This window comes from Aeromonas dhakensis (assembly GCF_000820305.1).
GTDB classification, from domain to species: domain Bacteria; phylum Pseudomonadota; class Gammaproteobacteria; order Enterobacterales; family Aeromonadaceae; genus Aeromonas; species Aeromonas dhakensis.
The window spans coordinates 38,167-61,059 of record NZ_CDBH01000048.1; the positions used below are offsets into that span (position 1 = coordinate 38,167).

General features: G+C 62.7%; 19 protein-coding genes and 1 pseudogene. 14 read left to right on the forward strand and 6 right to left on the reverse strand.

Features of this window, described 5'->3' with window-relative positions:
- Nucleotides 1-32: 32 nt before the first annotated feature.
- Entirely contained in the window at nt 33-734 is a 702-nt protein-coding gene (locus BN1143_RS14205; RefSeq protein WP_010633284.1) for an ABC transporter permease, read from the reverse strand.
- Nucleotides 735-792: 58 nt separating this feature from the next.
- On the reverse strand, nt 793-1,635 hold the full coding sequence (locus BN1143_RS14210; protein ID WP_017778425.1) for an ABC transporter substrate-binding protein: 843 nt from the start codon (nt 1,633-1,635) through the stop codon (nt 793-795).
- Between the two features lie 248 nt (nt 1,636-1,883).
- On the opposite strand from BN1143_RS14210, the gene BN1143_RS14215 reads away from it, so the two are divergent.
- Both BN1143_RS14215 and BN1143_RS14220 read left to right on the forward strand, forming a co-directional pair.
- Nucleotides 1,884-3,239: a sigma-54-dependent transcriptional regulator gene (locus BN1143_RS14215; protein WP_010633286.1), complete on the forward strand. Its 1,356-nt coding sequence runs from the start codon at nt 1,884-1,886 to the stop codon at nt 3,237-3,239.
- Between the two features lie 31 nt (nt 3,240-3,270).
- Complete coding sequence (locus tag BN1143_RS14220) at nt 3,271-5,364, forward strand: sensor histidine kinase (RefSeq protein ID WP_042051084.1); 2,094 nt, start codon at nt 3,271-3,273, stop codon at nt 5,362-5,364.
- 145 nt (nt 5,365-5,509) lie between these two features.
- Here BN1143_RS14220 and BN1143_RS14225 read toward each other — a convergent pair whose 3' ends face one another.
- Both BN1143_RS14225 and BN1143_RS14230 read right to left on the reverse strand, forming a co-directional pair.
- A complete protein-coding gene (locus BN1143_RS14225; protein ID WP_025201348.1) occupies nt 5,510-6,376 on the reverse strand; it encodes a helix-turn-helix transcriptional regulator in 867 nt (288 codons plus the stop codon).
- A gap of 89 nt (nt 6,377-6,465) precedes the next feature.
- Nucleotides 6,466-7,323, reverse strand: coding sequence for a formate dehydrogenase accessory sulfurtransferase FdhD (locus tag BN1143_RS14230; protein ID WP_042051085.1), 858 nt, complete (start codon nt 7,321-7,323; stop codon nt 6,466-6,468).
- A 277-nt stretch (nt 7,324-7,600) separates the two neighbouring features.
- Here BN1143_RS14230 and BN1143_RS22435 point away from each other — a divergent pair, with 277 nt between their 5' ends.
- From BN1143_RS22435 to BN1143_RS14280, 11 genes are all read left to right on the forward strand, one after another.
- Entirely contained in the window at nt 7,601-7,987 is a 387-nt protein-coding gene (locus BN1143_RS22435) for a hypothetical protein (protein WP_156141310.1), read from the forward strand.
- Nucleotides 7,987-8,562, forward strand: coding sequence for a hypothetical protein (locus tag BN1143_RS14235; protein WP_042051086.1), 576 nt, complete (start codon nt 7,987-7,989; stop codon nt 8,560-8,562). The genes BN1143_RS22435 and BN1143_RS14235 overlap by 1 nt, the downstream gene beginning before the upstream one ends.
- 409 nt (nt 8,563-8,971) lie before the next feature.
- Entirely contained in the window at nt 8,972-9,550 is a 579-nt protein-coding gene (locus tag BN1143_RS14240; protein ID WP_017765085.1) for a DUF3305 domain-containing protein, read from the forward strand.
- A complete protein-coding gene (locus tag BN1143_RS14245; RefSeq protein ID WP_042051087.1) occupies nt 9,543-10,136 on the forward strand; it encodes a DUF3306 domain-containing protein in 594 nt (197 codons plus the stop codon). The genes BN1143_RS14240 and BN1143_RS14245 overlap by 8 nt, the downstream gene beginning before the upstream one ends.
- 104 nt (nt 10,137-10,240) lie before the next feature.
- On the forward strand, nt 10,241-11,971 hold the full coding sequence (locus BN1143_RS14250) for a 4Fe-4S dicluster domain-containing protein (protein WP_042051089.1): 1,731 nt from the start codon (nt 10,241-10,243) through the stop codon (nt 11,969-11,971).
- 10 nt (nt 11,972-11,981) lie between these two features.
- Nucleotides 11,982-12,602: a TorD/DmsD family molecular chaperone gene (locus BN1143_RS14255; RefSeq protein ID WP_017778418.1), complete on the forward strand. Its 621-nt coding sequence runs from the start codon at nt 11,982-11,984 to the stop codon at nt 12,600-12,602.
- Between the two features lie 69 nt (nt 12,603-12,671).
- A complete protein-coding gene (locus BN1143_RS14260) occupies nt 12,672-12,875 on the forward strand; it encodes a transcriptional initiation protein Tat (RefSeq protein ID WP_005303194.1) in 204 nt (67 codons plus the stop codon).
- A gap of 23 nt (nt 12,876-12,898) precedes the next feature.
- Entirely contained in the window at nt 12,899-15,799 is a 2,901-nt protein-coding gene (locus BN1143_RS14265; RefSeq protein ID WP_082038562.1) for a formate dehydrogenase subunit alpha, read from the forward strand.
- Nucleotides 15,800-15,803: 4 nt separating this feature from the next.
- Nucleotides 15,804-16,463 (forward strand): formate dehydrogenase FDH3 subunit beta, encoded by a 660-nt coding sequence (gene fdh3B / locus BN1143_RS14270; protein WP_005303185.1) that lies wholly within the window; start codon nt 15,804-15,806, stop codon nt 16,461-16,463.
- The gene (locus tag BN1143_RS14275; protein WP_005303183.1) at nt 16,460-17,431 is read left to right on the forward strand and encodes a formate dehydrogenase subunit gamma; all 972 of its coding nucleotides are present in this window, start codon (nt 16,460-16,462) and stop codon (nt 17,429-17,431) included. Before fdh3B ends, BN1143_RS14275 begins: the two co-directional genes overlap by 4 nt.
- 259 nt (nt 17,432-17,690) lie before the next feature.
- Entirely contained in the window at nt 17,691-19,406 is a 1,716-nt protein-coding gene (locus BN1143_RS14280) for an NAD-dependent malic enzyme (RefSeq protein ID WP_010633297.1), read from the forward strand.
- 87 nt (nt 19,407-19,493) lie between these two features.
- On the opposite strand, the gene BN1143_RS14285 is transcribed toward BN1143_RS14280, so the two are convergent.
- Nucleotides 19,494-19,835 carry an RT0821/Lpp0805 family surface protein gene (locus BN1143_RS14285; RefSeq protein ID WP_042051090.1) on the reverse strand — a complete coding sequence of 114 codons (342 nt, stop codon included), beginning with the start codon at nt 19,833-19,835 and terminating at the stop codon, nt 19,494-19,496.
- Nucleotides 19,832-20,949: pseudogene (locus BN1143_RS14290) on the reverse strand (hypothetical protein). The gene BN1143_RS14285 and the pseudogene BN1143_RS14290 overlap by 4 nt, the downstream one beginning before the upstream one ends.
- 305 nt (nt 20,950-21,254) lie before the next feature.
- Between BN1143_RS14290 and BN1143_RS14295 the strand changes: the two are divergent.
- Nucleotides 21,255-22,493 carry a uracil-xanthine permease family protein gene (locus tag BN1143_RS14295; RefSeq protein ID WP_019839748.1) on the forward strand — a complete coding sequence of 413 codons (1,239 nt, stop codon included), beginning with the start codon at nt 21,255-21,257 and terminating at the stop codon, nt 22,491-22,493.
- Nucleotides 22,494-22,893 lie beyond the last annotated feature (400 nt).

Consider the following 22,893-nt stretch of genomic DNA (forward strand, 5'->3'; position numbering starts at 1 on the left):
CGTACTCCAGTGGATGGACGGTGGGGGCATGGTCAGTTCTTCAGATAGCTGTGGCCACGGCACGCGGTCAGCAACAGGTTGAGCAGCAGGGCCAGGGCCAGCAGCACGATGCCGAGCGCCACCCCCTGGGTGAAGGCCCCTTTCTGGGTCTCCAGCGCGATGGCGGTGGGGATGTTGCGGGTGAAATGCAAAATGTTGCCCCCCACCATCATGGAGCAGCCCACCTCGGTGACGATGCGGCTGAAGGCGCCGATCACCGCCGCCAGCAGGCCGAAGCGGCACTCGCGCATCAGCCCGAGCAGCGCCCTGGGCCAGGAGAGCCCCAGGGTGCGGGCGGTCTCCCAGGCACGCCGGTCGCTCTGCACGAACGCCGCGTGAGCCATGGTGGCGATCACCGGAAAGGCGATCAGCATCTGCCCCACCACCATGGCCTGCTGGGTGAACAGCATCTTCCAGTCGCCGAAGGGGCCGGCCCGCGACAGCAGCATGTAGAGCAACAGGCCAATCACCACGGTCGGCACCGACTGCAGGGTATTGATGCAGGAGAGCCAGAGCCAGCGCGCCGGAATGGGCAGATAGGCCAGCGCGAAGCCGAGCAGCAGGGCCGGCAGCAGCACCAGCCCGAGCGCGAGGCCCGACACCGAGAAGGAGACCCCCACCACCTGCCACAGCTCGGCGTCACCACTGAACAGCAGCGAAAGGGCCGCCAGTGTGGTTTCGATCAGGGTCGGCACCGGGCGCCTCCGTCACTCAAGGTGGCGAGGGGCATCTCGAGCAGTCTCGGCCGTGGCATCACTGCGGCTTGGCGTCGGCCACGAACAGCGGCTGGCCGGCCACCTTGAAGTCACCGATAAGCTGCTGACCGTGTTTGGAGACCAGCCAGTTCTTCAGGGTACGGGCCCCTTCGGTGTTGAGATCCGGGTAGCGCTTGGGGTTTACCAGGATCACCTGATAGGGGTTGAACAACCGCTTGTCCCCCTCCAGCAGCACGGCGAGATCCAGCTTGCTCTGGTAGGCGAGCCAGGTGCCGCGGTCGGTCAGGGTGTAGGCCCCCAGCTCCGAAGCCATGGTCAGGGTCGGCCCCATGCCCTGGCCGATGGACTTGTAGCCGGCGAACTCGGGCTTGACGTCGGCCGCCTGCCACAGGGTCTTCTCCTTGATGTGGGTGCCGGACTCGTCCCCGCGGGAGATAAAGGTCTGATCCTTTTCCTTGATGGCCTCCAGCGCCTTGGCGGCGTCGTGCAGCTTGCCAAGACCGGCCGGATCTTTCGCCGGGCCGACGATGACGAAGTCGTTGTACATCAGGTGCTCCGGCTCGATGCCAAAGCCCGCCTCGACGAAGGCCTTCTCGGCAGAAGGGGCGTGGGTCATCACCAGATCCGCGTCGCCGTTCTCGCCCATCTTCAGGCTCTGGCCGGTACCGGCCGCCATCACCTGCACCGGGTAGCCGGTCTCCTTGGTGAACTGGGGCAGCAGCCAACCCAGCAGGCCGGACTGTTCGGTGCTGGTGGTGGTGGCGAGGCGGATGGGGGCCCTGGTCTCGGCATGGCTGGCAGCGCTCCAGAGCGGCAGGCTGAGCAGCAGGGCGGAGGAGAGGGCAAGGGCGAGGCGTTTGCGCACTGTGGCTGTGATCATGATGTCAGGGTACCCGGTGATGGAGAGAGGGCAGGACTAAGCAAGCAGGGTGCCAAGCTGACCACATGCCCTGCTCGGCCCGGTTTTTAATGTGAAAACAGTCGGTTAAGCGCCCTAATTGCGTGATGGCACCGTCGCTTTTAATAAACGGAGTTGGCACTTGGGGCCGGTTAGCGACAAAATGTCCCACAGTTTATAAGGTCGGTGGGACAATCCCGGAACCTTGTCGAATCTGAGGTACTTTTTTCATGACTGCACCCGCCAGCCGCTGGTCCGCCCTCTCCTTGCTCATCGTCGACGACGAACCCGGCATGCGCAGCTTCCTCGCCAAGGCGCTGGCCCGCCGCTTCGCCCAGATAGAGACGGCCGCCAGCGTGGAGGAGGCCGAAGCCCTGCGCTGTCGTCTGCATTTTGATCTCATCATCGCCGACATCCGCCTGCCGGGGCGCTCCGGCATCGAGTGGCACGAGGCCATCGATCCCGCCACCCGGCGCAGCGACATCATCTTCATGACAGGTTTCGGCGACATGGAGACCGCCCTCAAGGCGCTGCGGCTCGGCGCCAGCGACTTCATTCTCAAGCCCTTCAACCTGGATCAGATGGTGCAGGCGGTGGACCGGGTCATCGAGCGCCGCCAGATGGAGCGGGAAAACCTGCTGCTGCGCCGGGAGGTGAGCAAGCTGTTCCCGCCCACCCTGATCGGCGACAGCGCCAGGACCCGCGAGCTCAAGACGCTGATCGCCCGGGTCGCCCCCTCCAACGCCGCCGTGCTGGTGGAGGGGGAGTCCGGCACCGGCAAGGAGCTGGTGGCCCGCGCCCTGCACCAGCTCTCCGGCCGGATGGGGGCTTTCGTGCCGCTCAACTGCGCCTCCATCGCCCCCGAGCTTTTGGAGAGCGAGCTGTTTGGCCACGTGCAGGGGGCCTTTACCGGCGCCCGCAAGGGGCGCGACGGCCTGTTCCGGGTCGCCCATCAGGGCACCCTCTTTCTGGACGAGATCGGCGAGATGCCGCTCGCCATGCAGGCCTCCCTGCTGCGGGCGCTGGAGCAGAAGGCCATCCGCCCGGTGGGGGCCGAGCGGGAGCTTTCGGTGGACGTGCGCATCGTCGCCGCCACCAACCGCAACCTGAAGGCGGAGGTGGAGGCGGGCCGGTTTCGCGAAGATCTCTTCTATCGTCTCAACGTAGTGGCGCTGCCGGTAGCTCCCCTGCGTGAGCGGATCGACGACATCCCCGCCCTGGTGCACCACTTCACCCGCCAGCTCACCGCCGAGATGGGCATGGGCGCCCTGCACTGGACCCATGAAGATGTAGTAGCCATGCAGGCCTACCCCTGGCCCGGCAACGTGCGCGAGCTGCGCAACCTGATCGAGCGCTGCCTGCTGCTGGGCAAGCCGCCCGCCGAATATTGGCAGAGCGCCAAGCCGGCCGAGTCGGGACGGGGGGAGGAGGGCTATCCGCTAGAGTGGGCGCTGGCCGAGGTGGAGAAGGCTCACATCCTGCAAGTTGTGGCGAGCTTTGACGGCAACAAGTCGGCCGCCTCCCGGGTGCTCGGGGTGGCGCGCAAGACCCTGGAACGCAAGTTCAAGGAGTGGGCCATCGAATGAGCCGGCTCGCCCCTTGCCACCGGAGTGAGCCGTGAGGCTGGCGCAGCTCCCGTGGCTGCTCAGAACCAAGGTGCGCTGGCGGTTGCTGCTGCTCACCTCGGTGCCCATCATGCTGACCCTGGCCGGCATGATCGGGCTCACCCTCTACTGGACCCTCACCTACAGCTGGCAGAACCTGCTCACCACGGTGCGCAGCGACCTTGGCGTCGCCCACCACGCGGTGAGCGTGCAGCAGCAGCGTCAGGCCGAGCACCTCGAGCACCTGCGCGATGCCTGGGCCTTCCAGCTGCAACTGCGCGAATCCCCCGCCCGCTTGCGCCAGTGGGTGATGCCGCTGGCCGCCAACTACGGTCTCGACTTTTTGCGCCTGCGCAGCGGCAGCGAGCTGGATCAGCTGCCAGAGCAGGATCGCGCGGTCCTCGCCGCCGGGCGCAGCGTCAGCCACTTCGTGGTCTGGTCGCGGGAGCAGCTGCTGGCCCTCTCGCCGGCGCTGGCCAGCCGCGCCGTGCTGGACAAAGAGCTGGAGCCGGGCGCTGGGCAGGAGACCCGCGGTCTGATCAGCCTCTCCCTGACCCCGGTGATGGGGCGGGACGGCAGCCTCTGGGGCGTGCTGGAGGGGGGCGAGCTTATCAACGGCAGCACCCGGCTGGTGGACGAGCTCAAGGGCCAGGTGTTTGCCAAGAATACCCTGCCGGCCGGCAGCATCGGCAGCGTCACCCTGTTTCTCGGCGACCTGCGGGTGAGCACCAACGTGCCCGCCAGCAGCAGCCAGCAGCTAGGGCGGGCGGTGGGCACCCGGGCCTCGGCGCCGGTGCGCGAACAGGTGCTGGGGCGCGGCGAGCCCTGGATTGACCGCGCCTTCGTGCACGACGCCTGGTATGTGTCGGGCTACGAGCCGCTCTTGGGCGCCAATGGTGAGCGCATCGGCATGCTCTATGTGGGCTTTCTCGAGTGGCCCATCGTTCGCACCTACCTCACCAATCTGCTGGAGCTGGGCTCCGGCGTGGTGCTGCTGTTGCTGCTCTCGGGCCTGCTGGTCTATCGCGGCGCGCGGGACTTGTTCACTCCCATCGAGCGGATGCACAAGGTGGTGCGCCAGGTGCAGGCGGGCAGGCCGGCCCGCATCGGCGAGCTCTACCTCGACCCCGATCACGAGCTGGCCCAGCTTGGCCGCCAGTTCGACGCCATGCTGGACAGGCAGGCGGCGCACCGCCAGCAGCTGGCCCGCAGCGCCGACGAGCTGGAGCAGAAGGTGGCCGAGCGCACCCAGAGCCTGGAGCAGAAGACCGCCGAGCTCGAGCACCACATCCATATGCTGACCCAGGCCCGCCAGCAGCTGCTTATCAGCGAGAAGCTGGCGGCCCTCGGCGAGCTCTGCGCCGGGGTGGCCCACGAGATCAACAACCCGCTGGCGGTGATCCTCGGCAACGTGGAGCTGATGAAGCTGGAGCTGGGGGAGGCGGCCGCGCCGGTGAGCGAAGAGCTGGCGCTGGTGCTGGCCCAGATCGAGCGCATTCGCGCCATCACCCGCAGCCTGCTGCAATACTCCCGTCCCGGCGACTACGAGACGGCGCCGGTGTGGCAGCATCTCACCCCCATCATCGAGGAGAGCCTGACCTTGGTGCGCTCCGCCCTGCGCCGGCAGCAGGTGAACCTGGTGGCCGATCTCAAGGCCCAGCAGCCCATCGAGGCGGATCGCCAGCAGCTGCTGCAGGTGCTGATAAACCTCTTGGTCAACGCCAGCCATGCGTTGGGGGAGCAGGGGGAGATCCGGGTCGAGAGCCGCGACTGGCTGGATGACGCCGGGGCCCTGCAGGGGGCCGAGGTGCGGGTCATCGACAACGGCAGCGGCATCGAGGCGGCCATCATCGACAAGATCTTCGACCCTTTCTTCACCACCCGCGCCACCGGCACCGGGCTGGGGCTAGCCCTGAGCCACCGCATCATCAGCCGCTGGGGCGGGGAGCTGTTGGTGGACTCCACCCCGGGGCAGGGCAGCTGCTTTACCATCCGTCTGCGCAGCCACGCCCGGCTGGCCAGCGGCGGCGAGCGCGCCCGGCTGGAGGGGTGGCGCATCGCCCTCAATGCCGAGGGGCGTGAGGCCGGTGGCGACCACCCGTCTTAACCATTCCAGCCATAAAAAAGCCCGCCTAACTTGCAGGGCGCGCATTGCCCTCAAGGGGGAGGGATGTGGCTGCCGAGCTTCAGAGTGAGGCACAAAAAAGCCCGCCAATAGTGGCGGGCTTTTTTACGGGCGAGTGAGGGGATACTTACTGCGGGCTCCACACCAGCTTGCCGCTCTGGGTCAGGTCATAGCCGCCGAGGCGGGCCGCCAGCTCGCGCCCCTCGGGGGATTGCAGCCAGCCGATCAGCTGCTGCAGCAGGGTGCGAAAGAAGACCCCCTGCGGCATCACCAGATCGAAGCACTCCTGGGAGAGCGGCACGAAGTCGAGGCCAAACTCGGTGGCGGTGCTCTGGGCGCCGGGCCCGACATCGGCATCGCCGCGGCTGATGGCGGCGGCCAGCTCCCGCTCGCTGTTGACCTCGAGGGTGCGCTCCAGCCGGGTCAGCGACTCCCCCTGGGTTTGCAGCCACTCCTGCAGGGCGCGCTGGCTGCCGGCCCCCTCCTGGCGCATGGCCCAGCGCCAGTCGAGCGCCTCTTTCGCCTCTTTGGGTTGCAGCCCCTGGCGCAGCACCAGCCCCTGTACCCGGCGAAATCCATGTACGATCACCCATTGCCGGTGGCCCTGATACTGCTGCACCAGCGCCGGGTGGCGCAGGTGGGCCTCTTCGGCCTGGCCCCAGTGGATGGCGCACAGATCCACGTGGCCGCGCGCCAGCATTGCCAGCCCCTGGCGAGTGCCGCACGGGGTGTAGCCCACCAGTGCCTGGGTGCCAAGCTGCTGGGCCAAACGGCTGCTGGCATAGTGCAACAGCACGTCGTCCGAGCCCGCCAGCAGCAAGCGGTCGTTCATCACCCCCTCGTGGCAGCTGCCGAGCAGCCAGCGGTCGAGCAGGGAGCGGGGAAACAGCCACTTGCCGGTCGCCTTGGTGGCGGGGATGCGCGCCTCGTTGGCGAGCTGGTAGACCTTCTTCTCGTTGAGATCGAGGTACTCCGCCACCTGCTTCACATTCATAAACTCGTTCATGGCTTGCGTTTGGCCCTCTGGCTGGCGTGGTCGAGGTACTGAGCGATCTGTTTGGCACTCATCAACTCATTCATGACTTAATCCCGCATCCCGCGACCGGCCGAACCGGGCGCCAGCACTGGCGGCTTCTCGTCCAGCAAGATATGGTCGTGGCCGTTGAATACCTCGAAATGGCGTCCCTTGGCGCGGGCAATCATGGTGATACCGAGCTGGCGCGCCAGATCCAGCCCCATCTGGGTGACGCCGGAGCGCGACAGCAGCACCGGAATGCCCATCTGCGCCACCTTGATCACCATCTCCGAGGTAAGCCGCCCTGTGGTGTAGAAGATCTTGTCGTGGCCAGCCTCGCCGCGCATCCAGAGCTCGCCCGCCAGGGTATCCACCGCATTGTGGCGCCCCACATCTTCGACAAAGGAGAGGATTTCGCTGCCGCGACAGATGGCGCAACCATGGACGGCACCGGCCATCTTGTAGGTTTCGTTATGGGCCGACAGCGCCTTGAGCAGGGCGTAGAGGGTGCTCTGTTTAAGCTCAGGCGCGGCCAAGACCACCCCTTCGAGCTTCTTCATCACGCTGCCATACATGGTGCCCTGACCACAGCCAGAGGTGACCGTCTTCTTCTCCAAGGATTTGTCGAGATCGGCGGCCTGCTGGCTACTCACCACGGCGGCGGCTTCGCTCTCCCAGTCGACGATGACCGACTCGATGGCCGAGATATCCTCGATAAAGCCCTGATTTTTCAGATAACCCAGCACCAGCGCCTCGGGGCGGGCCCCCAGCGTCATCAGGGTGACGATCTCCTTCCAGTTGAGGTAGACCGTCAGTGGCCGCTCACAGGCGATTTGGCGGGTTTGCAACTGCCCCTGCTCATCCATCACCTCGACGGCCATGGTGAGCTGGGCTGCTGCATTGCTTTTGATAAAGGTCGGTGTCATGGGCCCCTCGCGACCGGTTGCCGGGATCTAAGGGGAGGGATACAGCAAGTTTTGTTCCAGTGTATGGTTGAAGGCAAAGAAATCGTTTTCAAGAGTTAATAATTTTATCGTTCACAATAGGGGCCATATCCATATGGCTCATAAATCTTTCTGGACAAGTTATCGTAACAACATGATTATATGAACAATTAAGTATGCACCACTCATCCCCGCAAAGCGGGTGTCTGCGCAGCATCTTACATAATTTTCATCTTTTACTTGGGGGGAAAGAACTAAAATGTATGCTGTGCTTATATACGGCTTCCCATTAACGTTGTTGGGATTTGAATGGGGGTTAAGAACTATGCTAGCTGTCGATTCTGCTGGTTTTACAGGGCCAACGTTAGCTGCCGCAGGCTTGTCATTCTTGATGCCATTAACCAAGCCTAAGAAGAAAAATTTACCAGGACATGAGAATATTTTTGCAATGTCAAAAGCGGATGCAGCCTTAACTCCAATACTATGGATTTTTGTTTTTATATTCCTTTTTTCATGGTCTTGGGCTTGTTATGTTTCATTGAAATTTCCAGCGGATAAGACTTTAGGATTTGATAGTCATCTAGTGATTGGTGGCTCAGTGTATATAATGAGCCTATTGCTAACAGGAATTAAGGAGAAAGTATAATGGAAGGTTTAATTGCTTCATTACTTGCTGGCGCCATAATACCTGCTATAGCTATACTCATTAAAAAATGTGTGATTGACCAAGCTTTCAAGAAATATAATAGGGAGATTATAATTGAAAGTTCAACAGGCAAGTCAAGGAAATATCTATTCAGTGGCGATGTCGATGAACGTGAAATATTGAAGGCAATAAATTCTGAAATTGTTTTTGAAAATTTGGTTAGAAGATCTATTGAAAATTACATCAAAAAGCATGATGGTGACAACTTCAAGATTATCAATGACTTATCTGCAGATTTTGTTTTGGAAAAAGAAGGTAAGAAAATTGCTATAGAGGCAAAATCAGATCTGAATAATTTCAAAGCAAATTGGGCTAAAGATTATTTGGATGTTAATTCAGATATTAATGAAGTTCTTATTGTTGTGAACTCAATCATTTCGGATGAAATAAAAGCTGGTATTGAGCGGGAGATCGGTGGTAGTAGAGCAAAATTTATTGTTTCTCCTAATGGAAGAAAATTAAATCAGTCTTTGGAGAACCACTTTAACACTGAGTTTAACTTCAAAAAAGCTTAGAGAAATTAAGTTAGCTTGTGTTAGGTTGGATTTTCCTTTATAAAAATAAAGTGCTAGTTAATCTCACTATGTTGGGCTATATATTAGCCCAACGTTTCTTATCAAGGCAATAATCGTATAATTCGGTGTTATCCGATTATTGCCATCCTCTCGTTCAAGCATTGGCGGATTGGTCTCACGCCGCATGTTGGGCTTCGCTGCGCTCTGCACCAACCTACGCTCGCGCCAACCCATATCCCGCACGACAGGCCAACCCGCAGCAAAGCCCCCATCAACCACTAAACCTGCCTTGGCCCCACTCTTGCTAAGTCTTATCCCATTGATGGCCGTGGCTGCCCTGAATTTTCCGTCTTGGCCTTCCCCGACTGGGGCTAAGCAAGGGGGAGGGCGGCCCGGCAGAGACCTTCTGATGGGAGCCGTGACAGTGCAAGAGACAACCAAACCCCTCTCCCCGCAGCGCTGGCTGCAGCTGGAGTTAAAGGCCATCGACAGCCAGGTGGGCCGCTGGCAGAGCCGCCGTTTCGAGATTGCGGCGCTCCATCCCGCCGAGCCTGAAGCTGCCGGCGCCTTGCCCCTTACCCTGTTTCGTGACGAACGGGGGGATTATCGCTTCAATCTGAGCTCCGGCTCGCCCCGTCTGTTTGTGACCGGAAGCCGCGTGGACAGTGGCTTTGTGGCCGATGGCCTGACCCTGAGCCAGACCGTGGCCGCCGCCTATATGGATGGCGAGCGGCAGGTGCTCTCCTGCCCGCTGCCCGAAGCGCTGCAAGCCTGGGTGGAGGCCTTTATCGGTCGCCACGGCGAGCTGCTGGAGGCCCGTCGCAAGGGCAAGAAGGGCAAGGGGCGGGCGCAGGATCAGCTCGGTGTCGACAGCCAGGATCAAGCCAGCTGTGGCGCCGTCAAGGCCACCGGCCCCGATGGCCGCGAGCGTGGCTGCAATGCTGGAAACAGTGCGGGAAACAAGGCCGGAAACAGTGCCCATGAGTGAGTTCCTCAAACGCTGGTCGTCTCGCAAGAGTGAGGCGCGCAAGCATCAGGCATTGCAGCCGAGGGAAGAGATTATCCCCGAGGCAGTTGCCGCCCCCATAGAAGGCAGTGGCGAAGCTGAAATTCCAGATACCTCGCTGGATAGCCCCGTAGTCAGCACTGACAAGGGGAGTGATATTCCGCTCCCCATCGAAGGGGACAAGCCGCGCGGATCAGAGCCCAAAACGGCCCCTTCAGAGAAGCCGGCTCTCCCCGATAAGGAGGCGCTGCGGGCCATGTTTCGCAGCCATAAACCGGATGGACTCGACGACTACACCCAGGACTTCAGCCAGCCAGAATTGCTGCCCGCAGCCCTGAGCGCCGGGCTGCGCAACTGGCTGGTGGATCAGGTGATTGCCCCTGACAGCGAATCGGCCAATCCGGCCAGCGGATCCGCTGAATCGGTGGCGCTTGCCAGCGAGCCTGCCGCCGACGAGCTGGCTGATAACCATTCTCAAACCCACACCGACGATCGGGACATTTTGGTTGACCGCGATGGACAAAATGTCCCAACCAAGGGTGGGGAGATGGAGCATTTGGGATCCTGACTCCCTGCCAGTCACTTTTTTCCTGGGGGAGTTGGCTCGGCTCTTGCTCTCCCAGCTGACCAACAAGCACGCCATCCCACGAGGTGGCGCGCACAGGAGTGCATGTGAGCATCGAACAACCCATAACAACATCCGTCGCAACTCTGACCGCCGATGGCGTGGCCGCGCGCAACGAACGTGCCCGCGCCCATGCCCTGCAGCACACGGTCAAGACCGACAACCTGATCCCGGCCACTGTCTCTTACCAGAGTCAGGGGCGCCTGCTGCTGGTCGGCCCGGAAGATCGGATTCGCCGCGCCGCCAGCCTGCTGCCCGCCGGAGTGAAGCCCACCCTGCTGGTGAGCGAAGCGGTCCACGATGCCGAGGCGGCCGATCTCGAAACCATTTTTGATGCCACCGCATCCCTCGCGGCCCTGACCCTGCGCGAGCCGAGCCTGACAGGGTATCTCGGCCAGTTCCAGCTCACCGGCCTCAATGGTCAGGGTGAGCGGGTTAATCTGGCTGCGCTCTGCTTTCCACAACCTGCGACGGTGGGTAGCGAACCGCGCTTCGATCTGGTGGCCGATCTGGGCCGCGCCCCGCTCTTTGCGCTGGAGCGCCCGCCGGTCGGTTATCTGCATCTCTTTGATGACCAAGGGCTGGCCGAACGGCTTGCCGAGCTTTGTGCGCTGACCGGTATCTTCGACAAGCCGCGCTATTTTCGTCTAGACCCCGAGGCCTGCGCCTTTACCGCCCGCGGCGTGCCCGGTTGCAGCCGCTGCCTCGATGTCTGCCCGACAGATGCGCTCAAGCCCGTCAATGGCCGCATCCAGATCGATCCCCATCTCTGTCAGGGCTTTGGCAGCTGCGCCTCGGCCTGTCCGACCGGGGCGATTGCCTATCACCAGCCCGATGCCAATACCAGCGGCGACTACCTCTTTCGCCTGCTCAAGCACTACCGGGAGGCGGGGGGCGACGCGCCGCAACTGCTGATCTCAGGTGAGAACGATCGCGAATGGGTGGAAACGGAACTCACCCGCTTGCCCGCCAACTGGCTGCCGATCTGGGTGGAGGAGAGCGCCAGTTTAGGCATCGAGAGCTGGTTCGCCGCCCTCGCCTATGGCGCCAGCGCGGTGCGCATTGCACTGGGCGACGACGTCCCCGCCAGCGTCCGGGCATTGGTTGAGCGGGAGCTGGCGAGCGCTGCCGTACTCTTGGCGGGCGCCGGCCTCACAGCAGACCGCATCGCCCTGTTTAACCCGGATGCCGAACAAGATAAGCCGATCTCCGGCGAGCCAGCCGCAGCCCTGCTGGACAAACCGCTCAAAGGAGACAAACGGGAGAACCTGTTTGCCGCCTTCGATGCCCTCTGGCAGGCCAACGAGGGGCGCCGCGAGCCGCTGGTTGTGCCACACGGCGCCCCTTACGGCAGCGTTGAATTGAAAGAAGCTGACTGCACCCTCTGCATGGGCTGCGTGGCGGTCTGCCCGAGCCGCGCCTTGCATGCGGTGGGGCACACGCCGGGTCTCAACTTTATCGAGCAGGATTGCATCCAGTGCTGCATGTGCGAAAAGGCGTGCCCCGAGCAGGCCATCGTACTGGTGCCCCGTCTGCAACCGGTGCCCGAGGCACGCCGCGCCGTGCAGAGCCTCAAAGCCGAAGAGGCGGCCTGCTGCATTCGCTGCGGCAAGCCGTTCGCGCCCGCCTCGATGATCCGCCGCATCCAGCAAAAACTGGCCGGTCACTCCCACTTCCAGAACGAGGCCGCCCAGCGGTTGCTGATGTGCGAGGACTGTCGGGTCAAGGATGTGTTTGCGGCGCTGGCGGCGGATCCCGTCTCCCAGCTCAAGGTGTGAGGGGCCAGTGATGAGTGAACAACATAACGAAAAGGCTGGCGAACTGACCATGACCGAACTGGAACAGAGCAGCGCCGATCTCTACGCCCTGCTGGCGAGTCTCTGGCGCGCCGCCCCCCGTGGTGAACAGCTCGCCTGGCTGCAAGGGTTGCAGGCCATGCCAGGCCCCTTTGCCAGAGGGCTGGGGCTGGTGCAACTGGCGGCCAGCAGCCACCACGAGCACGAGCTTGCCGAGGAGTATCAGGATCTCTTTATCGGGCTGGGGCGCGGGGAGATCGTGCCGTTTGCCTCCTGGTATCTCACCGGCTCCCTGATGGAGCTGCCGCTGGCGGTGCTGCGCGCCGATCTGCAGTCGCTCGGCTTCGAGCGCCAGAGCGGGGTGTGCGAGCCGGAAGATCACCTGGCCGCCCTCTGCGAGGTGATGGCGGTATTGATTGCCGAGCAGCACCCGGATCGCAACCGCTTCTATGAACGCCACCTTGCCCCCTGGGTACTCGCCTGCTGCCGCGATCAGCAACAGGCGAAAGGGGGCAGCTTCTACCGGGCGGTCGGGGCCCTTGCCGAAGACTTTTTCAAACTGGAACAGGAACTGCGCCTGCCCTTTGGCAGTCCGGTGGTGACGCTGCCATGACGCTGCGCCACCCACTCATAGCAAAACCGGCTCACCGCAGCCGACCATAACAACAGAGGTCACAGAAAGATGAGCGATGAACAGCTGAAAGACCCGTCCCGCCGCAATCTGATCAAGGGGGTGGGGGTGGTTGCCACCATAGGTGTGCTGGCCGGTGCCACCGGTCGGGTGGTGGGCAAAGAGGTGCTGACCCACGACACCGAGCCTGACAAGGGTTATCGGGAGACCCCCCACGTTCACGACTTTTATCGCACCCTGCGCGGCACCGACTGAGCCGGCTCAGTGAAGGAGAACTCATGAAACTGACGAAACGTGCCGAGCAGCCCCAGGCGGGCGAGCAGGGCAGCTTGCAAGGCGGTTTGCAAAATAATGGGGCCGCTCGCGGTCAGGGGCTGACCCGTCGCGCCTTTATGGTCAATTCCGGTCTGGTGGCCGGCGGCGCCGTGGCCGCCGGCTGGCTGGCGCCAGCCATGATGCAGCGGGCCGAGGCCAAGACCGTGGCGGCCGGGGTGCCGGTCGAGGTGAAGCGCACCATCTGCTCCCACTGCTCGGTGGGTTGCGGCGTCTATGCCGAGGTGCAGAACGGCGTCTGGACCGGTCAGGAGCCGGCCTTCGATCACCCCTTCAACCTCGGCGGTCACTGCGCCAAGGGGGCGGCCCTGCGCGAGCACGGCCACGGTGAGCGTCGCCTCAAGTACCCGATGAAGCTGGTGGGCGGCAAGTGGCAGCGCATCAGCTGGGATCAGGCCATCGAAGAGGTGGGCAACGAGGTGCTGCGCCTGCGCAAGGAGTCCGGCCCCGACAGCGTCTACTGGCTCGGCTCGGCCAAGCACTCCAACGAGCAGGCCTACCTGTTTCGCAAGATGGCGTCCCTGTGGGGCACAAACAACGTGGATCACCAGGCGCGGATCTGCCACTCCACCACGGTCGCCGGGGTCGCCAACACCTGGGGCTACGGCGCCATGACCAACAGCCTGAACGACATGCACAACAGCAAGTCGATCATGTTTATCGGCTCCAACCCGGCGGAGGCCCACCCGGTCGCCATGCAGCACATCCTGCTGGCCAAAGAGCGCAACGGCTGCAAGATCCTAGTGGTCGACCCGCGTCGCACCCGCACCGCCGCCAAGGCGGACATGTACCTCTCCCTGCGCCCGGGCACCGACGTCGCCTTTATCTGGGGCATGCTCTGGCACATCTTCAAGAACGGCTGGGAAGACAAGGAGTTCATCCGCACCCGCGTCTTTGGCATGGACGAGGTGCAAAAAGAGGTGGCGCGCTGGACTCCGGCGGAAGTAGAGCGGGTGACCGGCCTCAATGAAAAAGAGGTGTATGGCGCCGCCAAGCTGCTTTCCGACAATCGCCCCGGCTGCGTGGTCTGGTGCATGGGCGGCACCCAGCACACCACCGGCAACAACAACACCCGCGCTTACTGCATCCTCGAACTGGCCCTTGGCAACGTGGGCAAGAGCGGGGCGGGCACCAACATCTTCCGCGGTCACGACAACGTGCAGGGCGCCACCGACTTTGGCGTCACCTCCGACTCATTGCCCGGCTACTACGGTCTGGAAGAGGGCTCCTGGAAGCACTGGGCCCGGGTGTGGGACGTGGATTACGAGTGGATCAAGGCCCGCTTTGACAGCAAGGCCTACAACGGCAAGCTGCCGATGAACAACAACGGCATCCCGGTCTCCCGCTGGGTAGACGGGGTGCTGGAGAACGCCGATCTCATCGAGCAGGGGGCCAACATCCGCGCCATGTTCTACTGGGGTCATGCGGTCAACTCCCAGACCCGCGGCCCGGAGATGAAGAAGGCGATGCAAAAGCTCGACATGATGGTGATTGTCGACCCGTACCCCACCGTCGCCGCCGTCATGAACGATCGTACCGACGGCGTCTACCTGCTGCCGGCCACCACCCAGTTCGAGACCTATGGTTCCGTCACCGCCACCAACCGCTCCATGCAGTGGCGCGATAAGGTGGTCGAACCGCTGTTCGAATCCAAGGTGGACCACGAGATCATGTATCTCTTGAGCAAGAAGCTCGGCTTTGCCGATGAGCTGTTCAAGCACATCAAGGTGGAGAACAACGAGCCGCTCCTGGAAGACATCACCCGCGAATACAACCGCGGCATGTGGAGCGTGGGCTACACAGGCCAGAGCCCGGAGCGGCTCAAGGCGCACCAGCAGAACTGGCACACCTTCCACAAGACCAACCTCAAGGCCGAGGGCGGCCCGGTCAGCGGCGAGGTGTACGGTCTGCCCTGGCCCTGCTGGGGCACCCCGGAGATGAAGCACCCCGGCAGCCACATCCTCTACGACACCAGCATTCCGGTCTCGCAAGGGGGCGGTGGTTTCCGTGCACGCTTCGGCATCGAGTATCAGGGCGTCTCGCTGCTGGCCGAAGACTCCTGGCCGAAGGGGAGCGAGGTGGAAGATGGCTATCCCGAGATCACCGCCGACCTGCTGAAGCAGCTTGGCTGGTGGGATGAGCTGACCGAGGCCGAGAAGAAAGAGGCCGAGGGGCGCAACTGGAAGACCGATCTCTCCGGTGGCATCCAGCGGGTGGCCATCAAGCACGGCTTCGTGCCCTACGGCAACGCCAAGGCGCGCTGCGTGGTGTGGACCTTCCCGGATCAGGTGCCCAAGCACCGCGAGCCGCTCTACACCCCGCGCCGGGATCTGCTGGCCGACTACGCCACCTGGCCCGATGCCAAGAGCCTGTGGCGCCTGCCGACCCAGTATGCCTCGGTGCAGGAGAAGGACGTCAGCAAGGAGTTCCCGATCATCCTTACCTCTGGCCGTCTGGTGGAGTACGAGGGAGGGGGCGATGAGACCCGCTCCAACCCCTGGCTGGCCGAACTGCAGCAGGAGATGTTCGTCGAGATGAACCCGGCAGATGCCAACGATGTCGGCGTGCGCGACGGTCAGGATGTCTGGGTCGAGGGGCCGGAAGGGGGCCGGGTCAAGGTGAAGGCGCTGGTGACCCCGCGGGTCAAACCTGGGCTCGCCTTTATGCCGTTCCACTTCGGCGGCCACTTCGAGGGCCAGGATCTGCGATCCAAATATCCGGAAGGGTCAGACCCCTATGTGCTGGGGGAGTCGGTCAACATAGTCACCACCTATGGTTATGACCCGGTCACCCAGATGCAGGAGACCAAGGTCACCCTGTGCCGTTTTCGCAAAGTAGGAGCCTGATCCCATGGCCAGAATGAAATTCATGTGTGACACCAAGCGTTGCATCGAGTGCAACGGCTGTGTGACGGCGTGCAAGAACGAGAACGACGATGCTCTGGAGTGGGGCATCCAGCGCCGCCGGGTGGTGACCCTCAACGACGGCCTGCCGGGGGAGACCTCCATCTCGGTCGCCTGCATGCACTGCACCGACGCTCCCTGCATGGCGGTCTGTCCGGCAGACTGCTTCTATCACACCGACGACGGCATCGTGCTGCACAACAAGGATCTCTGCATCGGTTGCGGCTACTGCCTGTTTGCCTGCCCGTTCGGGGCGCCCCAGTTCCCGAAGACCGCCGCCTTCGGCGATCGGGGCAAGATGGACAAGTGCACCTTCTGCGCCGGCGGCCCGGAAGAGGATCACAGCGAGGCGGAGCGCCAGAAGTACGGTGCCAACCGCATCGCCGAGGGTAAGCTGCCCATGTGTGCCGAGCTCTGCTCTACCAAGGCACTGCTGGCAGGGGATGCGCAGGTCATCTCCGACATCTTCCGCGAGCGGGTCGCCTATCGCGGTGCCCCTCACGCGGGCTGGGGTGGGGATGAGCAGGATCTGTTCCACGACGCCAGCCAACCCCGCGATGGCAGAGGCAAGGGGCTCAAGCCTGGCAAGCAGGAGGGTGGCCAATGAGACACTGGCTGACAGGGCTACTGACAGCCTTGCTGCTGTTCAGTGCACCTGGCTTTGCCGATGCCCAGAAGGAGACGATCGGCTTTGCCGGCGCTGACTACTGGCGCGCGGTGAAGGATGGGCAGGAGGGGGTGACCACCTCTCGCTCGCCGGAGCACGGGGTGCTCATCTCGGTGCCGGGCCAGCTCTGGTTCGAGGTAAAAACCAAATGGGTGTCGCCGCTGGGTGCCATCGCCATCTTCGGCTCTTTGGCCATGTGCGGTCTGATGTACTGGGTGGTGGGACCGACCAAGCTCTCGAAACCGCGCACCGGGCGCAAGCTCAAGCGCTGGAGCCGGCTCGATCGGGCGCTGCACTGGACCACGGCGGGCATGTTTCTGACCCTGTCCGGCTCGGGGCTGGCCATCATCTACGGCAAGCACTTCATCAAGCCGGTGGTGAGCATGGGGGTGTGGGAGAACTGGATCTGGTTCGCCAAGGTGTTCCACAACTACGTGGGGCCGCTCTTCTTCCTCTGCCTGCTCGGGGTGCTCATCAAGTGGTTCCGTCACAACATCGTCAACATGGTGGACGTGCAGTGGTTCATGAAGGCGGGCGGCATGCTGGGGCCCCACAAGGGCAGTCACCCCTCGGCGGGCTTCTCCAACGGCGGTGAGAAGGCCATTTTCTGGCTGCTGATCTGGTTTGGCGGCATCGTGGTGGCGACCGGGCTGTTTCTGGACTTCCCCATCTTCGGCCAGCTGCGCCGCCAGATGGAGTGGGCCAGTTTCATCCACATCGTAGGCGCCTTGATCCTCATCTGCGGCTTCATCTTCCATATCTACATGGGCCTGTTCCAGTTGGAAGGGGCGCTGGAGGGGATGGTGACCGGCGAGGTGGACGAGACCTGGGCCAGGGAGCACCACGACCTCTGGTATGAAGAGGTGAAGCACCAGCTCGACGAGCCTAAAACGGGCAAGTCCGGCTGAGATTGACCAAGATATCAAAATGAAAGAGAAGGGGCGCTGCGGCGCCCCTTTGTTATGCCTGCTGCTCAGCGCCGCTGCAGTGGCAGCATGGCCGACGGGAATGGTCTGAATGAGGCCGAAGTCCGTCCTGCCACGGTTTTTGGCCGCAGGGTATGCCCAAGCTCACAAAATGAAACGACCAAACGTCATATGATTGATTTCATTATGAGTCTTGCTCTCCTGCCGAACGGCAATTTCACGTAAATCAAAGAGAATGACTATGGCTACCGGACAATATCTGCTGTGGAAAGATGCACAGGGACAAGATTTTCGCCCCGTTGCACTGACTGGCACCGATCTGCTCAACGATCGCAACCTCAACAAGGGTACCGCCTTCACCGAACAGGAGCGCGCCGACTTCGAGCTCGACGGCCTGTTGCCTCCCCAGGTTCAAACGTTTGAAGCCCAGCTTGAGCGGGTTTATCAGGGCTTTTTGAGCGCCTGCAGCGACATCGAGAAATACCAGAACCTGCGGGCCCTGCAGGATCGCAACGAGACCCTGTTCTACGCCCTGCTGGCGCGCCACGTGGAGGAGATGACCCCCTACATCTATACCCCGACCGTGGGCAAGGCGTGCCAGGAGTTCAGCCACCGCTTCCAGAAGCCGCGTGGCCTCTACATTACCCCGAAGAACGTCGAGGACATGGGCTCCCTGGCCCGTCATCTCGATGCCAAGTCGGTGCGCATCATAGTCGTGACCGACAGCCAGGGGATCCTGGGGATCGGTGATCAGGGGGTGGGCGGCATGGGCATCCCCATCGGCAAGCTCTCTCTCTATACCCTGGGTGCCGGCATCCACCCCGCCTGCTGCCTGCCCATCGCGCTGGACGTGGGCACCGACAACCAGGCGCTGCTGGATGACCCCATGTATCTGGGCCAGCCCCACAAGCGCATTCGCGGCAAGGAGTACGACGACTTCATCGACAAGTTCGTGGCCGGGGTCAAGCGCCACTTCCCCAATGCGGTGCTGCAGTGGGAGGACTTCAGCAAGTCCAACGCCTTCAACAACCTCTCCCGTTATCAGCAGTCCCTGCCGTCGTTCAACGACGATATCCAGGGGACCGGGGCCGTGGTACTGGCGGGCATCATAGGGGCGGTCAAGGTCAAGGGCGAGACCCTGGGCCAGCAGAACTACCTGGTCTATGGTGCCGGTGCCGGCGGGGTCGGGGTGGCGGATCAGATCTGTGCGGGCATGATCCGCGAAGGGCTGGATCCCCAGGCGGCCCGCGATCGCATCTACATCCTGGATACCCAGGGGCTGGTGTGCGACAACCGCGAGGGGCTCGACGAGTACAAGCGCCGTTATGCCAAGCCGGGCCTGTTGCTGTCGGGCTGGGACACCGAAGTGCCCGGCAAGGCCAACCTGACCGACGTGCTGCGCCACGTGCCCATCACGGTACTGCTGGGGACCAGCGGTGCCGGTGGCGCCTTCAAGGAGCAGCATATCCAGCTGATGCTCAACCACTGCGCGCGTCCCATGGTGTTCCCGCTCTCCAACCCGACCGCCAACTGCGAGGCTCTGCCGGAGGACATCTATCGCTGGAGCCAGGGCAAGGCCATCGTCGCCACCGGCAGCCCGTTCAAGGATGTGCACTACGAGGGGCAGGAGTTCCGGGTCGGCCAGGGCAACAATGTCTTCATCTTCCCGGGGGTGGGCCTGGCGGCCATCGTCAGCCAGATCCGCGAGATCACGCCGGACATCTTCACCACAGCGGCCTTTGCGCTGGCGGAGTGCGTGAGCGAGGTGGACCTGGCGAAGGGGGCCGTCTATCCGCGCATTCGCGAGCTGCGCAGCATCTCGGTGCATGTGGCGACGGCGGTGCTCAAGGACATAGTGCGGCGGGATCCCTCCCACCCGCTGATCGGCCAGGATCTGCAGCAGCACATCCTCAACCACATGTGGGAGCCGGTCTATCTGCCCTACCGCCGGGTATGACGGACGCAAGCTGGCAATAGTTGCAATGAAGAGGGGTGGCCATGGCCACCCCTCTTTGTTTTGTCACCTGAGCGGTCGACTATCTTGTCAGCCGCGCAGCGGCAGCCAGTGCCCCGCCTTGCTGCGGCAGGCTGTGTCCTGCCACTGCTGGCTGGCCTGGCCTACGTAGAGCTGCTCGCGATAGTCGCGACACCAGAGACCGTTGGGATGGCGAAAGGTGCGCAGCGGCGTGACGCTGCCCGAGTGGCGGCTGGCGGGGTTGAACCAGGTGAGGCTCTGACCCTTGGGACGGGTTTGCAGCGCCTCGGCCAGCGCCTGGTTGGCGAGCGCCACGTCCTGCTTGTCCATCTGGTAGTAGAGCGGGGCGGCGCTTTGGCTGGCACAGGCGGACAGCCACAGCGCCAGGCAGATCAGCAGATAGCGGCTCATGGTTGCTCCTTGCTGTTGAACCCTTGCTGGATCAGGGCCTGCTCCTGTGCATCGGTCAGGGTCTGGCCGCGATCGTCGACCGTGCCATCCCCCCGGATCTGGTTGCCGTTGGCATCGACGGCATCCATGCCGTTGTCGTCGAGGCCATTGCCCAGGCCTCGTCCGCCACCGTGACGATCGCCGCCGGCGTGGCGCTCCCCGCCGCCATGCTGTTCGCCACCGGCATGGCGATCCCCTCCGGCATGTTGCTCGCCGCCGGCGTGCTCCCCACCGCCGTTGTCGTCACTGCCATGGCTGCCACCATCGCTGTCACTGCCGCCACCACTGTTGCTGCCGCCGTCGCTGTCACTGCCACCACCGCCACTGTTGCTGCCGCCGTCGCTGTCACTGCCGCCACCACTACTGCTGCTTCCACCACTGCTTCCGCCACCACTACTGCTGCTTCCACTTCCACCACTGCTTCCACCACCACCACTGCTGCCACCCCCTCCGCCATTGCCGTCGCCATCCTTGTTGTGAACGATCAGCCCATTGGCGACATAGCTGTGGCTGCCATCCAGGATCAGGTTAACAGTGCCGTGGTGGGCGGGGCATCAATCCAGCAGAGGGACTCCACCAGCAGCAGGGCGGGCTGCGGGGCCAGCGCCAGGTTGCCTGCGCAGCCGTGCTCCGACCAGCCCAGCAGGTGCATGCCGGTAAAGAGCGGCAGCACGGCGAGAGTCGGGTTTTCGGTGCGGGTCATGGCCGGTGCGATGGCCGCCCAGCCGCGGGTGGTCAGGAAGGGGTGCTCGGCGGTGAAGAAGGGAGCCAGCCGGTTGAGCCCGTAGAGCCGGCGCTCTCCCAGCAGCACCCGCTCGACCGCGAGGATGAGGTTGCTGCAGCCATATTGATCCCGCACCCGTTCACCGGCCTGCAGGGTCTCGATGGGGCGCTCCTCCCCGTCGGCCATCAGGATGGGGGTGCCGGCTACGAAACAGGACTTGGCATAGGCCTGATTCACCTGCCACTGATGGTGGCTGAAGTCATAGCTCAGCGGGGTGGCAAACAGGGCCAGGGCGATGGCCGATCCCACCAGCAGTCGGCGCTGGCTGGGCTTGAAAGCGGGCAGTGACATGGGGGACTCCTTGTCCGGCTGGGTTCACGTCATCAAGTATAGGGCGGGCTGATGGAGGGGCAGGGGAGCCATTGACAAACAAAACAGCATGGAAAAACGATTGGCGCCGGCCATAAAAGTGCGTAAAATCGCTTCCTCGATGCTTGTAGCAACGAATCCCGCCTAAAAAGCCAGTTTCATGCCATCCCCAAGCAGTAAGAGGCAACAAATGACGCCGAATGGCTCATTCAGTGCCTTGAAAAAGTCTTGTGATAACTGAAAAGTGTCAAATATCCCTGTCAGTTATCAAAAAATTAAGGACATCCATGTTTTCCTTAGTCAAGCAAAGCGTCGCCGGGCTGCAAATCCTGTTTGTCGCCTTCGGTGCCATGGTGCTGGTGCCCCTGCTCACCGGACTGAACCCCTCCATGGCCCTGCTTGGCGCCGGTGTAGGCACCCTGTTGTTCCAGCTCTGCACCCGCCGCCAGGTCCCGATTTTCCTCGGTTCCAGCTTTGCCTTCATCGCCCCCATCATTTACGCCACTCAGACCTGGGGCCTGCCCTCCACCATGTTCGGTCTGTTTGCCGCCGGTTTCATGTACTTCATCCTGGCCGCGCTCATTCGCGCCCGCGGCATGGGCTTTGTGCACAAACTGCTGCCGCCTGTGGTGATCGGCCCGGTGATCATGGTGATCGGCCTGTCGGTGGCCCAGGTGGCCTGCAACATGGCCATGGGCCGTGCCGGCGGTGAGCAGGTGATGCCTGCCTCGACGGCGCTGACCCTGGCCGGCATCTCGCTGGCGGTCACCCTGATTGCGGCGGTGTTCTGCAAGGGCTGGATCAAGCTCATCCCCATCCTGTGTGGCGTGATTGCGGGTTACGTCTCTGCCGTGCTGATGGGTCAGGTGAGTTTCGACGGCATGGTCAACGCCCCCTGGCTGGCGCTGCCCCACTTCGTGACCCCGGAGATCAACTGGGCTGCGGCGCTGTTCATGCTACCGGTAGCCATCGCCCCCTGTATCGAACACATCGGTGGCGTGCTGGCCATCGGTGGCGTGACCGGCAAGGATTACACCAAGAACCCGGGTCTGCACCGTACCCTGGCCGGTGACGGCATCGGCGTCTGCTTCGCCGGCTTCATCGGTGGTCCTCCCGTCACCACCTATGCCGAAGTGACCGGCGCCGTGATGATCACCCGCAACTTCAACCCGGTCACCATGACCTGGGCCGCGGTGTTCGCCATCATTCTGGCCTTCTTCGGCAAGTTCAACGCCCTGCTCACCTCCATCCCGATGCCGGTGATGGGCGGCATCATGTTGCTGCTGTTCGGATCCATCGCCGCCATCGGTCTCAAGACCCTGGTGGAGTCCAAGGTGGATCTGGGGCTGTCGCGCAACATCGCCATCGTGGCGGTGACCCTGACCGTGGGTGTCGGTGCGCTGGAGATGAAGATCGGTGACTTCGCCCTGGCGGGCGTGGGTCTGGCCTCGGTGGCCGCCATCCTGCTCAACCTCATCCTACCCCAGCACTCCGAAGAGGGTGCCATGGAGAGCGCCAAGGATTGAGTGAACGGACGGCGTATCCCTGTCTTGCAGAGGCCACCTCAGGGTGGCCTCTCTCTTTTCCGCCATCTGGCACATCGCTGGGCCGGCGGAGGCGTTAATACGTATAAAGTCAATAGCTTGCTCGCCGGCAGGCGTTGTCGTCCGAGAGTATCCGCCAGCCTCAAGATGGGGGTTGAATGAAGCCTGTCTGGCCAGGGCACCATTTGACGGATCCCTGTTCCTGACCTTTGCTAAAGGTCAGGTTTGACACTGTGCTGTGCGGATCAGTATGAATAAAGAGGCGTTTACGCCCCCCATCATGGGATGCATCTTCCTTTCTTCTTACTGATGTTGTTCTTGCCGTTGCACCCTGCGAAACCACCCCATCTGCTTGCCGCCGACATGACGAAGGCGCGGCAAA